Raw genomic sequence first — 13,276 nt, forward strand, 5'->3', positions numbered from 1 at the left:
CCTCATCCGACCGAGCTTCGCTCGGCCACCTTCTCCCTCTGTGGGAGAAGGGAGAGGCGGAGCCGCTACTCCGCCGCCGCGCCGGCCACGCCTTTGCGGGTTGCCTCCAGCATCAACCGCCGCTCCCGGTACACGCCCCATTGCTGGTCGACCAGCACGCCGATGAGGATCACCCCGCCCATTACCGCGAAATTGAGCGAGGACGGGATGCCGAGCAGGTTGACGAGGTTTTGCAGTTCCTGCAGCAGAACCGTGCCTAGGATCACGCCGATCAGCGAGCCTTCGCCGCCGCGCAGCGAGAAGCCGCCGAGCACGGCTGCGGCAATGGCGTAGAGTTCGTAGAACTGGCCGTGGCTGGCCGGCGAGATCGAGCGCGTGTACATGGCGAAATAGATCGCCGACAGCGCCGTCAGCACACCGCAGATGACATAGGCCGCCATGACGACGCGGCCGGTGCGGATGCCCGAATATTTCGCCGCCTCCTCGTTCTTGCCGATGGCGTAGAGGTAGCGGCCGAACACCGAACGGTGCAGCACCACCCACATCACGATGGCGATGACGATCAGCGCGATAAAGCTGTTCGGCACGCCATAGGATCGCCCGGCGGTCAGGAATTCGAGCTCCGGAAAGTTCTGTCCGAAGGCAAAGCCCGCCGTGCCGTCGGCTGTGTAGAACCGCGCCACGCCGCGATAGATCAACAGGCCGCACAGCGTCACCACGAAAGGCTGCAATTTGAGCCGCGTGATCAGCCAGCCATGTGCCAGCCCGATGATGCCGCCAAGCACCAGGATCAGCGGCAGTGCCACCGGCCATGCCATGCCGCGCGTGGCGATGAAATCGACGAACAGGACGCCGAGTAGCGCAACCACCGAGCCGACCGACAATTCGATGCCGCCGGTGATGATGACGAAGGCCTGGCCGATCGCCAGGATGCCGAACAGCCCGATCAGGTTCGATGTGTTGGCGAGGTTGATCGGCAGCAGGAAACGCGGGTTGATGATCGCCACCACCGCTCCGACCACAAGGATCAGGATCAGCAGGCCGAGATCTTTCTTGCTCATCGTCTTCTCCCCAATGCCTGCCTAAGCAGGTTCCGCAAAAGTGTTGCGCGGTTTTGCGACCGGAACCTGCGCCAAACAAAAGCTATTTCGGCTGCTTGCCGACGGCCAGCAGCAGCACGTTTTCCTGGCTGAACTGTTCCTTGTCGAGAATGCCTGAGATCTGGCCCTCATGCATGACGGCGATGCGGTCGGAGACGCCGATCACCTCCTCCATGTCGCTCGATATCATCAGCACGGCGACGCCGGCATCGGCCAGCGCCCGCATCAGCCCGTAGATCTCCGCCTTGGCGCCGATGTCGATGCCGCGCGTAGGCTCGTCGAGGATCATCACCTTGGGGCTCATGGCCAGCCACTTGGCCAGCACCACCTTCTGCTGGTTGCCGCCCGACAGCGTGCCGGTGCGCGTCGCCACCGAGGGCGCCTTGATGCCGAGATTGCGTTTCTGCTTCTCGGCGGTGACGGCTTCGGCACGGGCAGAGACCAGGGATCGCCGGGCATGGGCCGGCAGATTGGGAAGCGAAATGTTCTGGGCAATCGACAGGTCGAGCAGGATGCCGGTCAGCTTGCGATCCTCGGGGACGAGGAAGATCCCGTTGGCCACAGCGTCGGCCGCCGAACCAAGAGCCAGATCTTTTCCATCAAGCTGGAGCGCGCCGCCAAGGCTCTTCTCGATGCCGAAAAGCACGCGCGCCAGTTCCGTGCGGCCGGAGCCGACAAGACCCGCCAGGCCAAGGATTTCGCCGCGCCTGACGCCGAGATCGACCGGTCGGTCTGGAAAGGCGCTGGTGCGAACGGCCTTGGCCGACAGTGCGACGGCGCCGGGCGGGCGGGCCGATTCTGCGGCCTTCTCCCGCTCCTTCAGCATGCGGCCGATCATCAGCTTGACCATCTGGTCGTGGTTGATGGCGTTCTTCGGCAGCGTGCCGGCAAGCATGCCGTCCCTCAGCACGACGACGCGGTCGGCAACCCGCTCGACCTCGTGAAGGCGATGCGAGATGAAGATGACGCTGATGCCGTCGGCCTTCAACGCCTTGATGACATCGAGCAGCTTGTCGGTTTCGGCAAGGGGCAGGCTCGACGTCGGCTCGTCGAGGATGACCAGCCGCGCCTCGATCGACAGCGCCTTGGCGATTTCGACCATCTGCTGCTGGGCAAGCGACAGCGCCGATACCGGGGTGTCGGCCGAGAAATTGGCGCCCACACGTTTGAGCAGCGGCGCCGCCAGCATGCGCAGCCTGGTGCGGTCGACAAGCCTGAGCGGACCGGCGCGCAACGGCTCGCGGCCGAAAAAGATGTTGGCGGCAACGTCGAGGTTTTCGAACAGGTTGAGTTCCTGGTGGACGAAGGCGATGCCGGAACCGATGCTGGCCTCGACCGTCAGCCCGTCATGGGCGACGCCGTCGACGGTGATCGTGCCGGTGTCGGGTGTGGTCACGCCGCCGAGGATCTTCATCAGCGTCGACTTGCCCGCACCGTTTTCGCCGACGAGGCCGATAACCTCGCCAGGCCTGACCTCCAGCGAAAACCCGTCCAGCGCGACCACGCCGGGATAGGTCTTGCGCACGGCCTCGAGACTGAGGAACGGGGCAATCGTAGATGCGCCGATGGATGCGTCGGAATAGTTCATCATGCCTGACAGCAGTTGGCGGGCCAGCCTCCCCGCAGATTGACGAGCCTGATCAGGCCCGTCAATAACAAGCGGAGCCAGTCACGCCAGCGTCGCGCTGCCCCTCACCCCTAACCCTCTCCCCGTAAAAAACGGAGGATTCGCCAGCGTTGCAACCACTGCCCTTCTCCCCGTTCTGCACGGGAAGAAGGGGATGAGGGCCAGCGCCGACGACGCTCAGTTTCCGGACATCGCTTTCAGATTGGCGGCATAGGCGTCGACGTCGTCCTTGCCGATGATCTTGGTCGGGATGATGATCAGGCCGTTCTCCGGAATACCCGACTTGTCGCCCTCGAGATAGGCAGCCATCAGCTTCATGCCCTGGTAGGCCCACTCGAACGGCTGCTGCACGACGGTGGCGGCAACGGTGCCTTCCTTGACGCCGCCGAGCGTGATCGGATCGTCGTCGAAGCCGACGACCGTGATCTGGCCGAGCTTGCCGGCGTCGCGCAGCGCTTCATAGATGCGCGGGGTGTTGTAGGAATAGAAGCCGACCATGCAGGTGACGTCTGGGCTGGCGACCAGCGCGTCCTCGACGTTCTTCTTGGCGCGGGCCTGGTCGATGTCGTCGCCACGCACGTCGATCAGCTCGATCTTGGTGCCGGCGAGCCCTTCCTTCATGCCTTCGATGCGCTCCTTGGCATTGTCGGCGCCGAGCAGGCCGACGAAGCCGAGGCATTTGCCGCCGTCGGGCATCGCCTTCTTGGCGATCTCGGCCGCCTGCTTGCCGGCATCGATGTTGGACGAGCCGATATAGGCGATACGCTTGGTCTGCGGCGCGTCGCTGTCGGTGGTGAACAGCGCCGTCTCCGAGGCGATCTTGTTGAGCCCGTCGGTCGAGGTCTTGGGATCGACGGCCGAAACCATGATCGCCTTGACGCCGGCCGTCACCAGATCATCCATCAGCCGCTGCTGGATGGCGACCGACGACTGTTCCGGATATTTGAGCTCGAGATTGTAGTTGGGCAATTCGGCCTGGGCCTTCTTGACGCCGGCTTCGGCCGCTTTCCAGAAATCGGAAGCGCCGTTGACGACGAAGGCCAGCGTCGGTTTGTCCTGGGCACCGGCGATCGCCGTGAAGGACAGACCGAGAGCCAGGGCCGCTGCGGCGACGGACACATTTCGTATCGCAGATTTCATGTTCAACCTCCCATTTGATTCAGTCATTTTCGCTGATCTGAACTTTGTCGAATGCGGCTTGGACGCCCTCCTCCTCAAGGGTGCTGGCAGCGAAAGAACGGCGCCATCCCAGCCGCGATTTTGGACTTTAGAGACTCATTGGCAGCTCGTATAGTCGGATTTGTCTGACATTTCAGAATTGCGTGGCGTTGCTTTGCCGACCCAAGAGCCCGGATGCCGCGCCACACCCCTGCTTCCCGTCTTGGCCCGTTCGGTCCCGAGCCGGGCATGACGAATTGAGAATAGAACGCTTACTGCTATTAGTAAATAGTATTAGTCTCTGGTTGGAAACCTGGTTGTCGCTGGCGAATGGCTGCCTGCCGTGTGGTGAGAAAGGGAACCTTGAAATTGGATCACGTTCCCAGCAATCGATCTTCCAGAACCGCGTATCGCTGTCTCCGCGCTGCTAGCCATTCGGCTGCCAGGATGATAATAATGATTAATCGAGTGCCTGTTTTATAAATGCGAAGCGCCGTCGGCCGTCCTGCCGTCTTTAATGATGTCCCAGGACGACCGCTGGTTAGCCAAGCCGGGAATATGGAATACAATGCCATGAGCGAACCAACGGATCTGCGCGATCCTGCCCTCGAAGCCTCCCGGCGCCGAAAGCCATCGGCCAAGAATCCCAAGAGTCGCGTCACCATGACCGATATCGCCAGGGCCGCCGGCTGCTCGCAGGCAACGGTTTCGTTCGTCCTCAACAACACGCCGGGCATAAGGCTCTCGCAGCAGACCCGCGATCGGGTGATTGAGGCCGCGCGGGGTCTCGGCTATGCGCCACCAGCCTTCTCTGCTCTTCGCAGCCCTATCGCCTCGTTCGAAGGGCTGGACGGGGTGATCGGCTTCGCAGTCGATCAACTGGCGACCAGTCCCGAGGCAGTCGTCGCCATAGAAGGAGCGCGCCAAGCCTCGTGGAATGCCGGGAACGTCGTGCTGGTCGCTCAGACTTTGGGTGATTCCGTCATGGAGCCGCGCGCGATTGCGGCACTGACCAAGCGAGGCATTTCGGCGCTGATCTACATGACCATCTTCACGCGCGAGATCGCCGCGCCCGACTATCTCTACGACCTCGATATCCCGGTCATCCTGCTCAATTGCTATACCGCCGACTACGCCTTCCCCGCCGTGGTGCCGAGCGAAATCGCCGGCGGGCAGAGTTCCACCCGCCACCTGATCAGCCATGGCCACCGCCGCATCGCCACCATCACCGGCGAGCCGTGGATGCAGGCGGCGCAGGATCGGCTGAAGGGCTACCGCCGGGCGCTGGCGACGGCCGACATCCCGTTCGATGCGGAGCTGGTCGTCGAGGGCGACTGGTCAGCGAGCGCCGGCTACGCCGCGACCGTCAAGCTTCTGGCGCTCAAGGACCGCCCAACCGCAATCTTCTGCCAGAACGACCGAACCGCGATCGGCTGCTACGAAGCGCTGAAGGAAGCCGGCCTGCACATCCCTGGGGATATTTCCGTGATCGGCTATGACGACGAGGAAATCGCCCGGCATCTGTTCCCACCTTTGACGACGTCGATCCTGCCGCATATGGCGATGGGGCAATGGGCGATCGAGCAATTGGAAGTCCCTGCACCGCCCGGCCGCGGCCGCTACCCCATTACCAAGCTTGAATGCCCGCTGGTCGAGCGGGAATCGGTCAGTGCCGTGGCGCCTGGGCGCACACACGGACTGACAGCCAGCTGAGCACCTCCAGACTTCCGTCAATGCAACGCCGTACTGATGCCGCTCCAAGCCAGACAAGCGCCCCGCAAAGGGCGGTGGCCCCGAAATTGTCGCCTGGCGTGGTGGATCGGCATCCTTGTGTCCAGAGTTCTGCGGATTGACATACAGTTTCGCCGTCTTCATGCGCCGCAACGATATCGCCCGGTATTGGCTGTCGCTGTTTCCGGCCGAGGGCGAAGCGCCATGAGCCAACTTCCAACTCGCATGGCGAACGGCATCCTTAAGCATCGGTGCGGGAAGGGAATTGCTCACCCCAACGGCATAACGCCTCTGCTCCAGCATTGAGCGCCGCTCCGCTTTCTGTCAACGAATAGACGACCTTGGTCGGCGATCCCGGATAGACTTCTCGGTTCACAAGCCCGTCAGCCTCCAGTTCGCGTAATTGCTGCGTCAGCATCTTTTCACTGATCGCCGGAATGGACTGCCTCAATCGGCCGACCCTGCGAGACGCCGTTCCAAGCTCACAAAGAATATCCACTTTCCACTTCCCTTCGATCGCCTTGATCGCCGTTGCGAAGCCGCAATCGCCCGTCGGCTCATTCATGATGCTCTCCTTACCCTTGGGTAACCACTTACCTCCAGGTGCGTATTGTGCGCCCCATTCACTCCGACATACCTCTGCCCTTGACGGCAAAACCATGGCGCCGCTCGCCTATTGGCGTCTATTGGCATGGAGTGTTGCAATGAAGCTTTCAATCAGCGTTGTCGGGACGGGTCGTATGGGATCGGCGCTCGCCCGCGCCCTGCTCCGGTCGGGATATCGGACGACGGTCTGGAACAGGACGAAACAGAAGGCCGAACCGCTGGCCACGCTCGGCGCCACTGTCGCGGGGTCCGTCCTGGAAGCTGTCAATGCGGCTGAAATTGTCATTGTGAACGTAAGCGACTACCAGGCAACCGCTGCAGTTCTGCACGACGATGCTGTTGCTTCAGCTATTCGCGGCAAGCTGGTCGTGGAACTCACTTCGGGAACGCCGCATGGCGCACGTGAAGCCGCTGAATGGTTTGCCGAGCACGGAGCCAGCTATCTCGATGGCGCAATCATGGCCACGCCGGATTTCATCGGCACAGATGCCGGGACGATACTGATCTCGGGGCCAAGGCAGGCTTTCGACGCGAACGAGGAGATGTTTCGTGCCTTGGGCGGGAATGTCCAGCATATCGGGGAAGAGCCGGGACGTGCGAACGCACTTGATAGCGCGCTGCTTGCTCTCATGTGGGGCGCGCTGTTCGGCACGCTGCATGCGATCGCCGTTAGTCAGGCCGAAGAGATCGACCTCGGCGAGTTGGCTCGGCAGTGGACCGCAACAGCGCCTGTTGTTGACGGGCTTGTCGCCGACCTGATCAAGCGAACGGATGCTGGCCGTTTTGCCAGCGACGATGAGACGCTCTCGTCGATCTCCCCGCATTACGGCGCATTCCAGCATCTTTTGGAGCTGATGGAGGCGCGCAAGATCGACCGCTCTGTGGCAGACGGTTACGACGTGATCTTCCAACGGGCGATTGCAGCTGGCCACTTACATGATGATTTCGCAGCGTTGTCGCAATTTCTGGGAACTCCGGATAAGAGATCTCTCCGATCTGGAGTGCGAGGCGGATCCCTGAGCGGATTTGGTCTCCGGCCTTATTGAGGCGGACCACGCTTTGCCGTCAGCCAGCGGGTTCCGGCTTTGTTGTCCGAGCATGGGCCGGTCAGACCAGTGACCTACTTGGGGGAATAGAATGCCTTTGACGCTTCTCATCGATTCGTATTGTGCTGCTTGGTCCGATCAGAACGCCGAGCAGCGGCGGGCATTGCTGTTACCGATCTGGAGCGATGGCGCGACATACACAGACCCTACAGTCCATGCGACTGGCGCGGAAGAACTGCTCGCGCACATCGCAAGAGTTCTGGCCAAGCGTCCCGGTGCCCGCATCCTACGGACAAGTGACGTGGATGTTCATCATGGGATCGCACGCTTTGCGTGGAAGTTTGTGATGCCTGATCGATCGTCCTTCCCTGAGGGTTTGGACATAGCCTTCCTCGACCCTGGTCATAAGCGAATAACGCGTATCATCGGCTTTTTTGGGCCGTTGGCACGGTCAAGCTGATCGACCAGCGCGTGCCAGCCCGTGCGCCACCAGCCGATCGATAATCTCGCAATAGCGACGCCGCTTGCCGCCATCGCCTTGGAATACATGCTGATATCGGTGGCGAGGATGGGACGGAATGCGACTGGGGCGAAGTGCTGGCCTGGGAACCGCCAAACCGCATCGTCCTGGCATGGCGGATTCGCGCCGACTGGCAATATGATCCGTCGCTGCTGACCGAAGTCGAGGTCAAGTTCTCCGAGGCCGGCGAGAACGCGACTCGCGTCGAGCTCGAGCATCGTCAGCTTGAGAACATGGGCGCGGCCGGTGAAGCGGTGCGTGAGATCTTCGAATCCGATCGTGGCTGGTGCGGTATCCTGCAAAACTATGTCCGGTTGATCGAGAAGCGGTAGGCTGCCAACCGATCGGCCAACTGACTTACCCTTTGAGTACGTGAAAGCTGCGCTTCAATTCGCAACGCAAGTGCTGTAGTTAGACCAGGAAAGCGGCTCGCCGCTTACCGAGGCAACGAAAGCGAAAGCGTATTGGTCGCAGTGTATGAAAGCCGTAGCGATGGGATGAGACGAGGCGGCCGAGGACGGGACGGGCCCGGCGTCGTGCTCAGCCTGGGTGCCGGTCTGCGGCTGCTGGCTTCGTTGCTCTTTCTGATCTGGACCATTCCTGCGGCAACAGCCGACCAGGTTGCGCAAGACCTAGCCAAAGGCCAAATCGGCGCGACCGAGCCGGTCACACACCCGACTGCCCTTGCCCGCAGCATTGCGCGCCACGTCGGTGCTGAGACTTCCCGTGTCAAGACACCTGTCATTGCGAGAGATGGCAAACCGTTTTGCATTATCGCGGATTTGCGGCTGCCGCTCGAAACCGCGTCGGCCGCGCCGTTTGGCATATGGTCTGACGGCCGGCCGGAACTGTCGCCGATCCGCGCCTTTGATGCGCGCGCGCCTCCGCTTCTCACGGCGTGAACCTGGCCGCGACCGCGGCCTGGACCCGCAAAACTTTCACACCGCGTTCCGTTCGTCGAGTTGCTCGCCGATCGGAACGCCAAAGCTCTTGTCGGAGGCGGTTTGCGCCCGATATGGGCTGAACGGACAAGAACATGCTGCATTTTTCGCGCTGGAAGACCATTCTCATCTGGCTGACGGTCCTGGCCGGTATTCTTTACGCAGCTCCCAATCTGGTTCCCGCCTCCACTCTGGCATCGCTGCCGAATTGGCTGCCAAAGCAGCAGCTGACGCTGGGGCTCGACCTGCAGGGCGGCTCGCACATCCTGCTCCAGATCGATCGGCAGGACCTTGCCAACGAACGTCTCGAATCGGCACGCGACGAGGTCCGCACATCGCTGCGCGATGCCCAGATCGGCTATACCGGGCTTGCCGGCACCGCCAATTCCATCCAGGTCCGCATTCGCGACCAAGGCCAGATCGAAGCGGCGAAGAGCGCGCTCGAAAGATTGGCGCAGCCGATCTCGACGGGCATGTTCATGAGCGGCTCGGTGACCGAGATGGAGATGACCGAGCCGGAACCGGGCCTGCTGCGCTTCACGCTGACCGAAGCCGGGATCGACTACCGGATCGCTGCGGCGCTGACCCAATCGATCGAGGTGGTGAGCCGGCGCGTCAACGAACTCGGCACGACCGAGCCGATCATCCAGCGCCAGGGATCGGACCGCATCATGGTCCAGGTGCCGGGCCTGCAGGATCCGCAGCGGCTGAAGGATATCCTCGGACAGACGGCTAAGCTGACCTTCCAGATGGTCGACCAGTCGATCCCGGTCGAGGAGGCGATCTCCGGCCGCCCGCCGGCGGGCTCGACGGTTATGTATTCGACGGAAGAGCCGCGGGTTCCGCATCTGATCGAGAACCGGATCATCGTTTCCGGCGAAAACCTTGTCGATGCGCAGGCAACCTTCGACCAGCGCACCAACGAGCCGGTGGTCTCGTTTCGCTTCGACAGCCGCGGCGCCACCCGCTTCGGTCAGGCTACCCAGGCCAATGTCGGGCGCCTGTTCGCGATCATCCTCGACAACGAGGTGATCTCCGCGCCTCAGATCCGCGAACCGATCCTGGGCGGCACCGGGCAGATATCCGGGAGTTTCACGGTGGAGAGCGCGAACGATCTTGCGGTCCTGCTGCGCGCCGGTGCACTGCCTGCCGACCTCACCATCGTCGAGGAGCGCACCGTCGGTCCGAGCCTCGGCAGCGATTCGATCGAGGCGGGCCAGTTCGCGGCAATCATCGCCGGGGTCCTCGTCGTCGGCTTCATGCTGTTCGCCTATGGGCGGCTGGGGCTGATCGCGAATATCGCGCTGCTGGCCAACGTCGCACTGATCATCGCCGTCCTGTCCGTGCTCGGGGCGACGCTGACGCTGCCTGGCATCGCCGGCATCGTGCTGACGATGGGCATGGCGGTCGATTCCAACGTCATCATCTTCGAGCGCGTCCGCGAAGAGAACCGCCAAGGGCGCTCGATCGTGCAGTCGATGGATTCCGGGTTCAAACAGGCGCTGGCGACTGTCGTCGACGCCAATGTGACGACGCTGATCGCCGCCGTCATCCTGTTCTTCCTCGGCTCGGGGCCGATCAAGGGGTTTGCCGTCACCCTCGCCATCGGTATCGTCACCACCGTGTTCACGGCGTTCACGCTGACGCGCTGGCTGGTCGCGTTCTGGCTTCGCCGGCAGCGGCCGAAAACCATGCCCGCCGGTGTCATGCGGCTGGTGCCCGACGACACGCGCGTGCCGTTCATGGCATTCAGAAGATACGCCTTCACGCTGTCCGTGCTGTTGTCGATCGCTTCGGCGGTGCTGTTCTTCACTGTCGGCATGAACTACGGCATCGACTTTCGCGGTGGTTCGAGCATCGAGGTGCAGGCAAAGGGCCAGCAGGCCGACATCGGCGACATCCGTGAGCGGCTGACGGGTCTCGAACTGGGTGAGGTGCAGGTGCAGGAGTTCGGCTCGGCCCGGGATGTGCTAATCCGCATCGGCACCCAGGGCGGCGGCGACGTTGCCGAACAGTCCGCCGTCGAGAAGGTAAGAAGCGCGCTCGAAACCGACTACGAGTTCCGCCGCATCGAGGTCGTCGGTCCGACAGTGTCCTCCGAACTCGCGTTCAACGGCACAATGGGCGTGCTCGCCTCGCTGCTGGCGATGCTCGTCTACATCTGGATCAGGTTCGAGTGGCAGTTCGGGCTCGGCGCCATCATTTCGACGTTCCACGACGTGATCCTGATGGTCGGCTTCTACGTCGTCGCCGGCATAGAGTTCAATTTGACCTCGATTGCCGCGATCCTGACTATTGTCGGCTATTCCATCAACGATACGGTTGTCGTCTATGACCGGGTCCGCGAGAATCTGCGCCGCTATAAAAGGATGCCGATTGCCGAGCTGCTGGACCTGTCGATGAACCAGACGCTGGCGCGAACGGTCCTGACCGGCGTGACCACGCTGTTTGCGCTGGCGGCGCTTTCGATCTGGGGCGGCGAGGTGATCCAGTCCTTCACGGTCGCAATGATCTTCGGCATCCTCGCCGGGACCTATTCCTCCATCTTCGTCGCCGGGCCGCTGCTGATCCTGTTCAAGCTCCGGCCGGGCGCCCTCAGCCAGGAGGAAGCCGCCGTGGCGAAAGAACCGCCGGCGCGACAGGCCTTGTAATGGGCGGTGCCATCTCTTTGGGTCCGCTGTAGCTTTTGATCTGGCGCATGATCGCTTGCGAAATCGATTCCGATGTTCGGGGTCATGCGCCAACTGGCTAGACCGTCTCTCGCATCGCCTCGTTGCCGTGCAGCCAGTCTATCATCTTAGCGACCGGCAAGGACGGCGGCGGCGCTGAACCTTGGGAGGCTCTGAGCGCGGCAATTTCGTCGTGAATGCCGGCACAAGCGTCAGCGGCGGGCCAGCGCGGCCCCCTGCTTCAGGCTGACACCCCGGACGAGCGCGTCTACATGCCGATGCGCAAGCCGCCATTCGCGTTCGTCCGAGCGATGTACAGCTCAGCCGGCAGAATTGCATGTTGATCTTGATGAAGCCAATGCGGGCGTGGCATGGCTCTTCGATCTGCTTGCGGAGCAGACTGCGCAGAAGCACCCCAGCGGCTTGCCCGCACGAAGTCGGCAATCATAGCTCGGAAAGCTTCGTCGGCGCCGCCAGCGTGGATGAAACTGACAATTGCGTTTCCCCTGCAGCGCTACTCCGCGGGCGTTGGGAAGTGCTTTCCAAGCCAGGTTCGCCATTTTGGCTCCTCCCGTTTTGCGATGCTCGCTGCATCGACCGAGCGATCGCCGGCAGCATCTTTCTACTTAACCTCCTTTTCTTGCGGATTGGCTGGTGAGGGGTGCGCCGTCACGACAAGGCGATGCGACCGTCCCTGCGGCGCAGTTTCGTCGTGATAGCGTGCCGCCAGCGTGGTGATGGCCTCAGTCAATTCACGCGTGAACGAGGCGCGGTCGGCGGCGGAGCGGAAGCGGATTTCGGTGTCGATCGCCAAGGTCGCCAAGCGCTTGCCGGCACCGGTGGCGGCGCGCTGCAGAGCTCCGATCTCCCGCACCAGCCGGGCGCCGAGCGCGATCAGGTAGCTTGCCGACAGGTGGTCCGGGGTGCGGTCCGGATCGGCGCCGACCGGACCCAGTGCGCTCGTCGAGACGACATAGCTTGTGGCGCTCGCCACCATGAGCCGCTCCGTCAGGCCACCCCACTTGCGCGTGTCTGCAACTTGGACAAGCCCGTGCTCCTCCAGAGCATGCAGGTGGTAATTGATCTTCTGCCGCTTGAGGCCGAGGCGTGTGGCGAGGGTAGCGGCCGAGGCCGGCTCCCGCAGTTCTGAAAGGAGTTGACTCCGAACGGGCTCCAACGCGGCGGCGGCCGCGCTCGGCCGATCTATGACTTCGATATCGAGCATGCAGCCCTCACATTGACAATCATTCCTGTCAATGCGCGTTGACGAGTGTAATTGTCAAGAGCAAAAGGGCCGCTTCGTCCGAACTTTCCAGCTGGCTGCGGCTGCAGCAAGCGAGCCAGCTATCGCCCACTGCGGAAGTCGATGCGCCCCGCAGACGGCCCCGCACGGGGCAATTGCAATGACGGTGCCGTTCGTTGTAGCCATTGCGACCGCTTGATTTTGGAGGAGACGCAGCATGGACCGATTCACTGGCAGTTGCCTGTGCGGCAGCGTCCGGATTGTGGCGTCGGGGCTCCCATACCGGGTCGGCATCTGTCATTGTCTCGACTGCCGCAAGCACCATGGCGCCCTTTTTAACGCTTCGGCGGTGTTCCCCCAGGATGCGGTGACGATCGAAGGCGAGACGCGCGACTACGCCGGGCGGTTTTTCTGCCCCCGCTGCGGCTCGACAATTTTCGGACGCACCGCAGACGAAATCGAAGTGAACCTGGGATCACTGGATGCCCCTGACCAACTGATGCCAACCTACGAAAGCTGGATAATCCGTCGCGAGGCCTGGTTGCCGCCGTTTCCGCTCACGAGGCGGTACGAGCGCGATCGTGACGCCACGAGTCGCTTTGAGGAATAGTCGCACGAACGGTGCGAAAGCGTTT

General features: G+C 62.3%; 12 protein-coding genes. 6 read left to right on the forward strand and 6 right to left on the reverse strand.

What is annotated here, in order from left to right:
* Positions 1 to 65: 65 nt before the first annotated feature.
* The 3 genes from AC0L28_RS07760 to AC0L28_RS07770 all read right to left on the reverse strand — a co-directional run bounded on the left by AC0L28_RS07760 (position 66) and on the right by AC0L28_RS07770 (position 3,867).
* A complete protein-coding gene (locus AC0L28_RS07760) occupies positions 66 to 1,061 on the reverse strand; it encodes an ABC transporter permease (protein ID WP_027152073.1) in 996 nt (331 codons plus the stop codon).
* A gap of 82 nt (positions 1,062 to 1,143) precedes the next feature.
* Entirely contained in the window at positions 1,144 to 2,688 is a 1,545-nt protein-coding gene (locus AC0L28_RS07765) for a sugar ABC transporter ATP-binding protein (RefSeq protein WP_473476695.1), read from the reverse strand.
* A 216-nt stretch (positions 2,689 to 2,904) separates the two neighbouring features.
* Positions 2,905 to 3,867, reverse strand: a complete 963-nt coding sequence (locus AC0L28_RS07770; RefSeq protein ID WP_023796948.1) for a sugar-binding protein — start codon at positions 3,865 to 3,867, stop codon at positions 2,905 to 2,907.
* Between the two features lie 591 nt (positions 3,868 to 4,458).
* On the opposite strand from AC0L28_RS07770, the gene AC0L28_RS07775 reads away from it, so the two are divergent.
* On the forward strand, positions 4,459 to 5,598 hold the full coding sequence (locus tag AC0L28_RS07775) for a LacI family DNA-binding transcriptional regulator (RefSeq protein WP_023796950.1): 1,140 nt from the start codon (positions 4,459 to 4,461) through the stop codon (positions 5,596 to 5,598).
* A 259-nt stretch (positions 5,599 to 5,857) separates the two neighbouring features.
* Here the strand turns inward: AC0L28_RS07775 and AC0L28_RS07780 are convergent, their stop codons facing one another.
* Complete coding sequence (locus AC0L28_RS07780) at positions 5,858 to 6,181, reverse strand: winged helix-turn-helix transcriptional regulator (RefSeq protein ID WP_473476575.1); 324 nt, start codon at positions 6,179 to 6,181, stop codon at positions 5,858 to 5,860.
* Between the two features lie 139 nt (positions 6,182 to 6,320).
* On the opposite strand from AC0L28_RS07780, the gene AC0L28_RS07785 reads away from it, so the two are divergent.
* Positions 6,321 to 7,268, forward strand: coding sequence for an NAD(P)-dependent oxidoreductase (locus tag AC0L28_RS07785; RefSeq protein WP_473476577.1), 948 nt, complete (start codon positions 6,321 to 6,323; stop codon positions 7,266 to 7,268).
* Between the two features lie 402 nt (positions 7,269 to 7,670).
* On the opposite strand, the gene AC0L28_RS07790 is transcribed toward AC0L28_RS07785, so the two are convergent.
* Positions 7,671 to 7,817, reverse strand: a complete 147-nt coding sequence (locus tag AC0L28_RS07790) for a hypothetical protein (RefSeq protein ID WP_236393309.1) — start codon at positions 7,815 to 7,817, stop codon at positions 7,671 to 7,673.
* A 45-nt stretch (positions 7,818 to 7,862) separates the two neighbouring features.
* On the opposite strand from AC0L28_RS07790, the gene AC0L28_RS07795 reads away from it, so the two are divergent.
* The 3 genes from AC0L28_RS07795 to secDF all read left to right on the forward strand — a co-directional run bounded on the left by AC0L28_RS07795 (position 7,863) and on the right by secDF (position 11,380).
* Entirely contained in the window at positions 7,863 to 8,120 is a 258-nt protein-coding gene (locus tag AC0L28_RS07795; RefSeq protein WP_236393308.1) for an SRPBCC domain-containing protein, read from the forward strand.
* Positions 8,121 to 8,324: 204 nt separating this feature from the next.
* Positions 8,325 to 8,690, forward strand: a complete 366-nt coding sequence (locus tag AC0L28_RS07800) for a hypothetical protein (protein WP_473476580.1) — start codon at positions 8,325 to 8,327, stop codon at positions 8,688 to 8,690.
* Between the two features lie 134 nt (positions 8,691 to 8,824).
* Positions 8,825 to 11,380, forward strand: coding sequence for a protein translocase subunit SecDF (secDF, locus tag AC0L28_RS07805; RefSeq protein ID WP_287171477.1), 2,556 nt, complete (start codon positions 8,825 to 8,827; stop codon positions 11,378 to 11,380).
* 640 nt (positions 11,381 to 12,020) lie between these two features.
* Here secDF and AC0L28_RS07810 read toward each other — a convergent pair.
* A complete protein-coding gene (locus tag AC0L28_RS07810) occupies positions 12,021 to 12,623 on the reverse strand; it encodes an ArsR/SmtB family transcription factor (protein WP_473476582.1) in 603 nt (200 codons plus the stop codon).
* Between the two features lie 235 nt (positions 12,624 to 12,858).
* On the opposite strand from AC0L28_RS07810, the gene AC0L28_RS07815 reads away from it, so the two are divergent.
* Positions 12,859 to 13,251 (forward strand): GFA family protein, encoded by a 393-nt coding sequence (locus AC0L28_RS07815; RefSeq protein ID WP_473476584.1) that lies wholly within the window; start codon positions 12,859 to 12,861, stop codon positions 13,249 to 13,251.
* The last annotated feature ends 25 nt before the right edge of the window (positions 13,252 to 13,276 follow it).

Source organism: Mesorhizobium sp. WSM4847 (assembly GCF_055811335.1).

Coding starts and splice junctions, on each gene's coding strand:
- AC0L28_RS07770 (WP_023796948.1), bottom strand. CDS start 3,867: ATGAAATCTGCGATACGAAATGTGTCCGTCGCCGCAGCGGCCCTGGCT.
- AC0L28_RS07785 (WP_473476577.1), top strand. CDS start 6,321: ATGAAGCTTTCAATCAGCGTTGTCGGGACGGGTCGTATGGGATCGGCG.
- AC0L28_RS07810 (WP_473476582.1), bottom strand. CDS start 12,623: ATGCTCGATATCGAAGTCATAGATCGGCCGAGCGCGGCCGCCGCCGCG.
- AC0L28_RS07790 (WP_236393309.1), bottom strand. CDS start 7,817: ATGTATTCCAAGGCGATGGCGGCAAGCGGCGTCGCTATTGCGAGATTA.
- AC0L28_RS07760 (WP_027152073.1), bottom strand. CDS start 1,061: ATGAGCAAGAAAGATCTCGGCCTGCTGATCCTGATCCTTGTGGTCGGA.
- secDF (WP_287171477.1), top strand. CDS start 8,825: ATGCTGCATTTTTCGCGCTGGAAGACCATTCTCATCTGGCTGACGGTC.
- AC0L28_RS07780 (WP_473476575.1), bottom strand. CDS start 6,181: ATGAATGAGCCGACGGGCGATTGCGGCTTCGCAACGGCGATCAAGGCG.
- AC0L28_RS07775 (WP_023796950.1), top strand. CDS start 4,459: ATGAGCGAACCAACGGATCTGCGCGATCCTGCCCTCGAAGCCTCCCGG.
- AC0L28_RS07815 (WP_473476584.1), top strand. CDS start 12,859: ATGGACCGATTCACTGGCAGTTGCCTGTGCGGCAGCGTCCGGATTGTG.
- AC0L28_RS07765 (WP_473476695.1), bottom strand. CDS start 2,688: ATGAACTATTCCGACGCATCCATCGGCGCATCTACGATTGCCCCGTTC.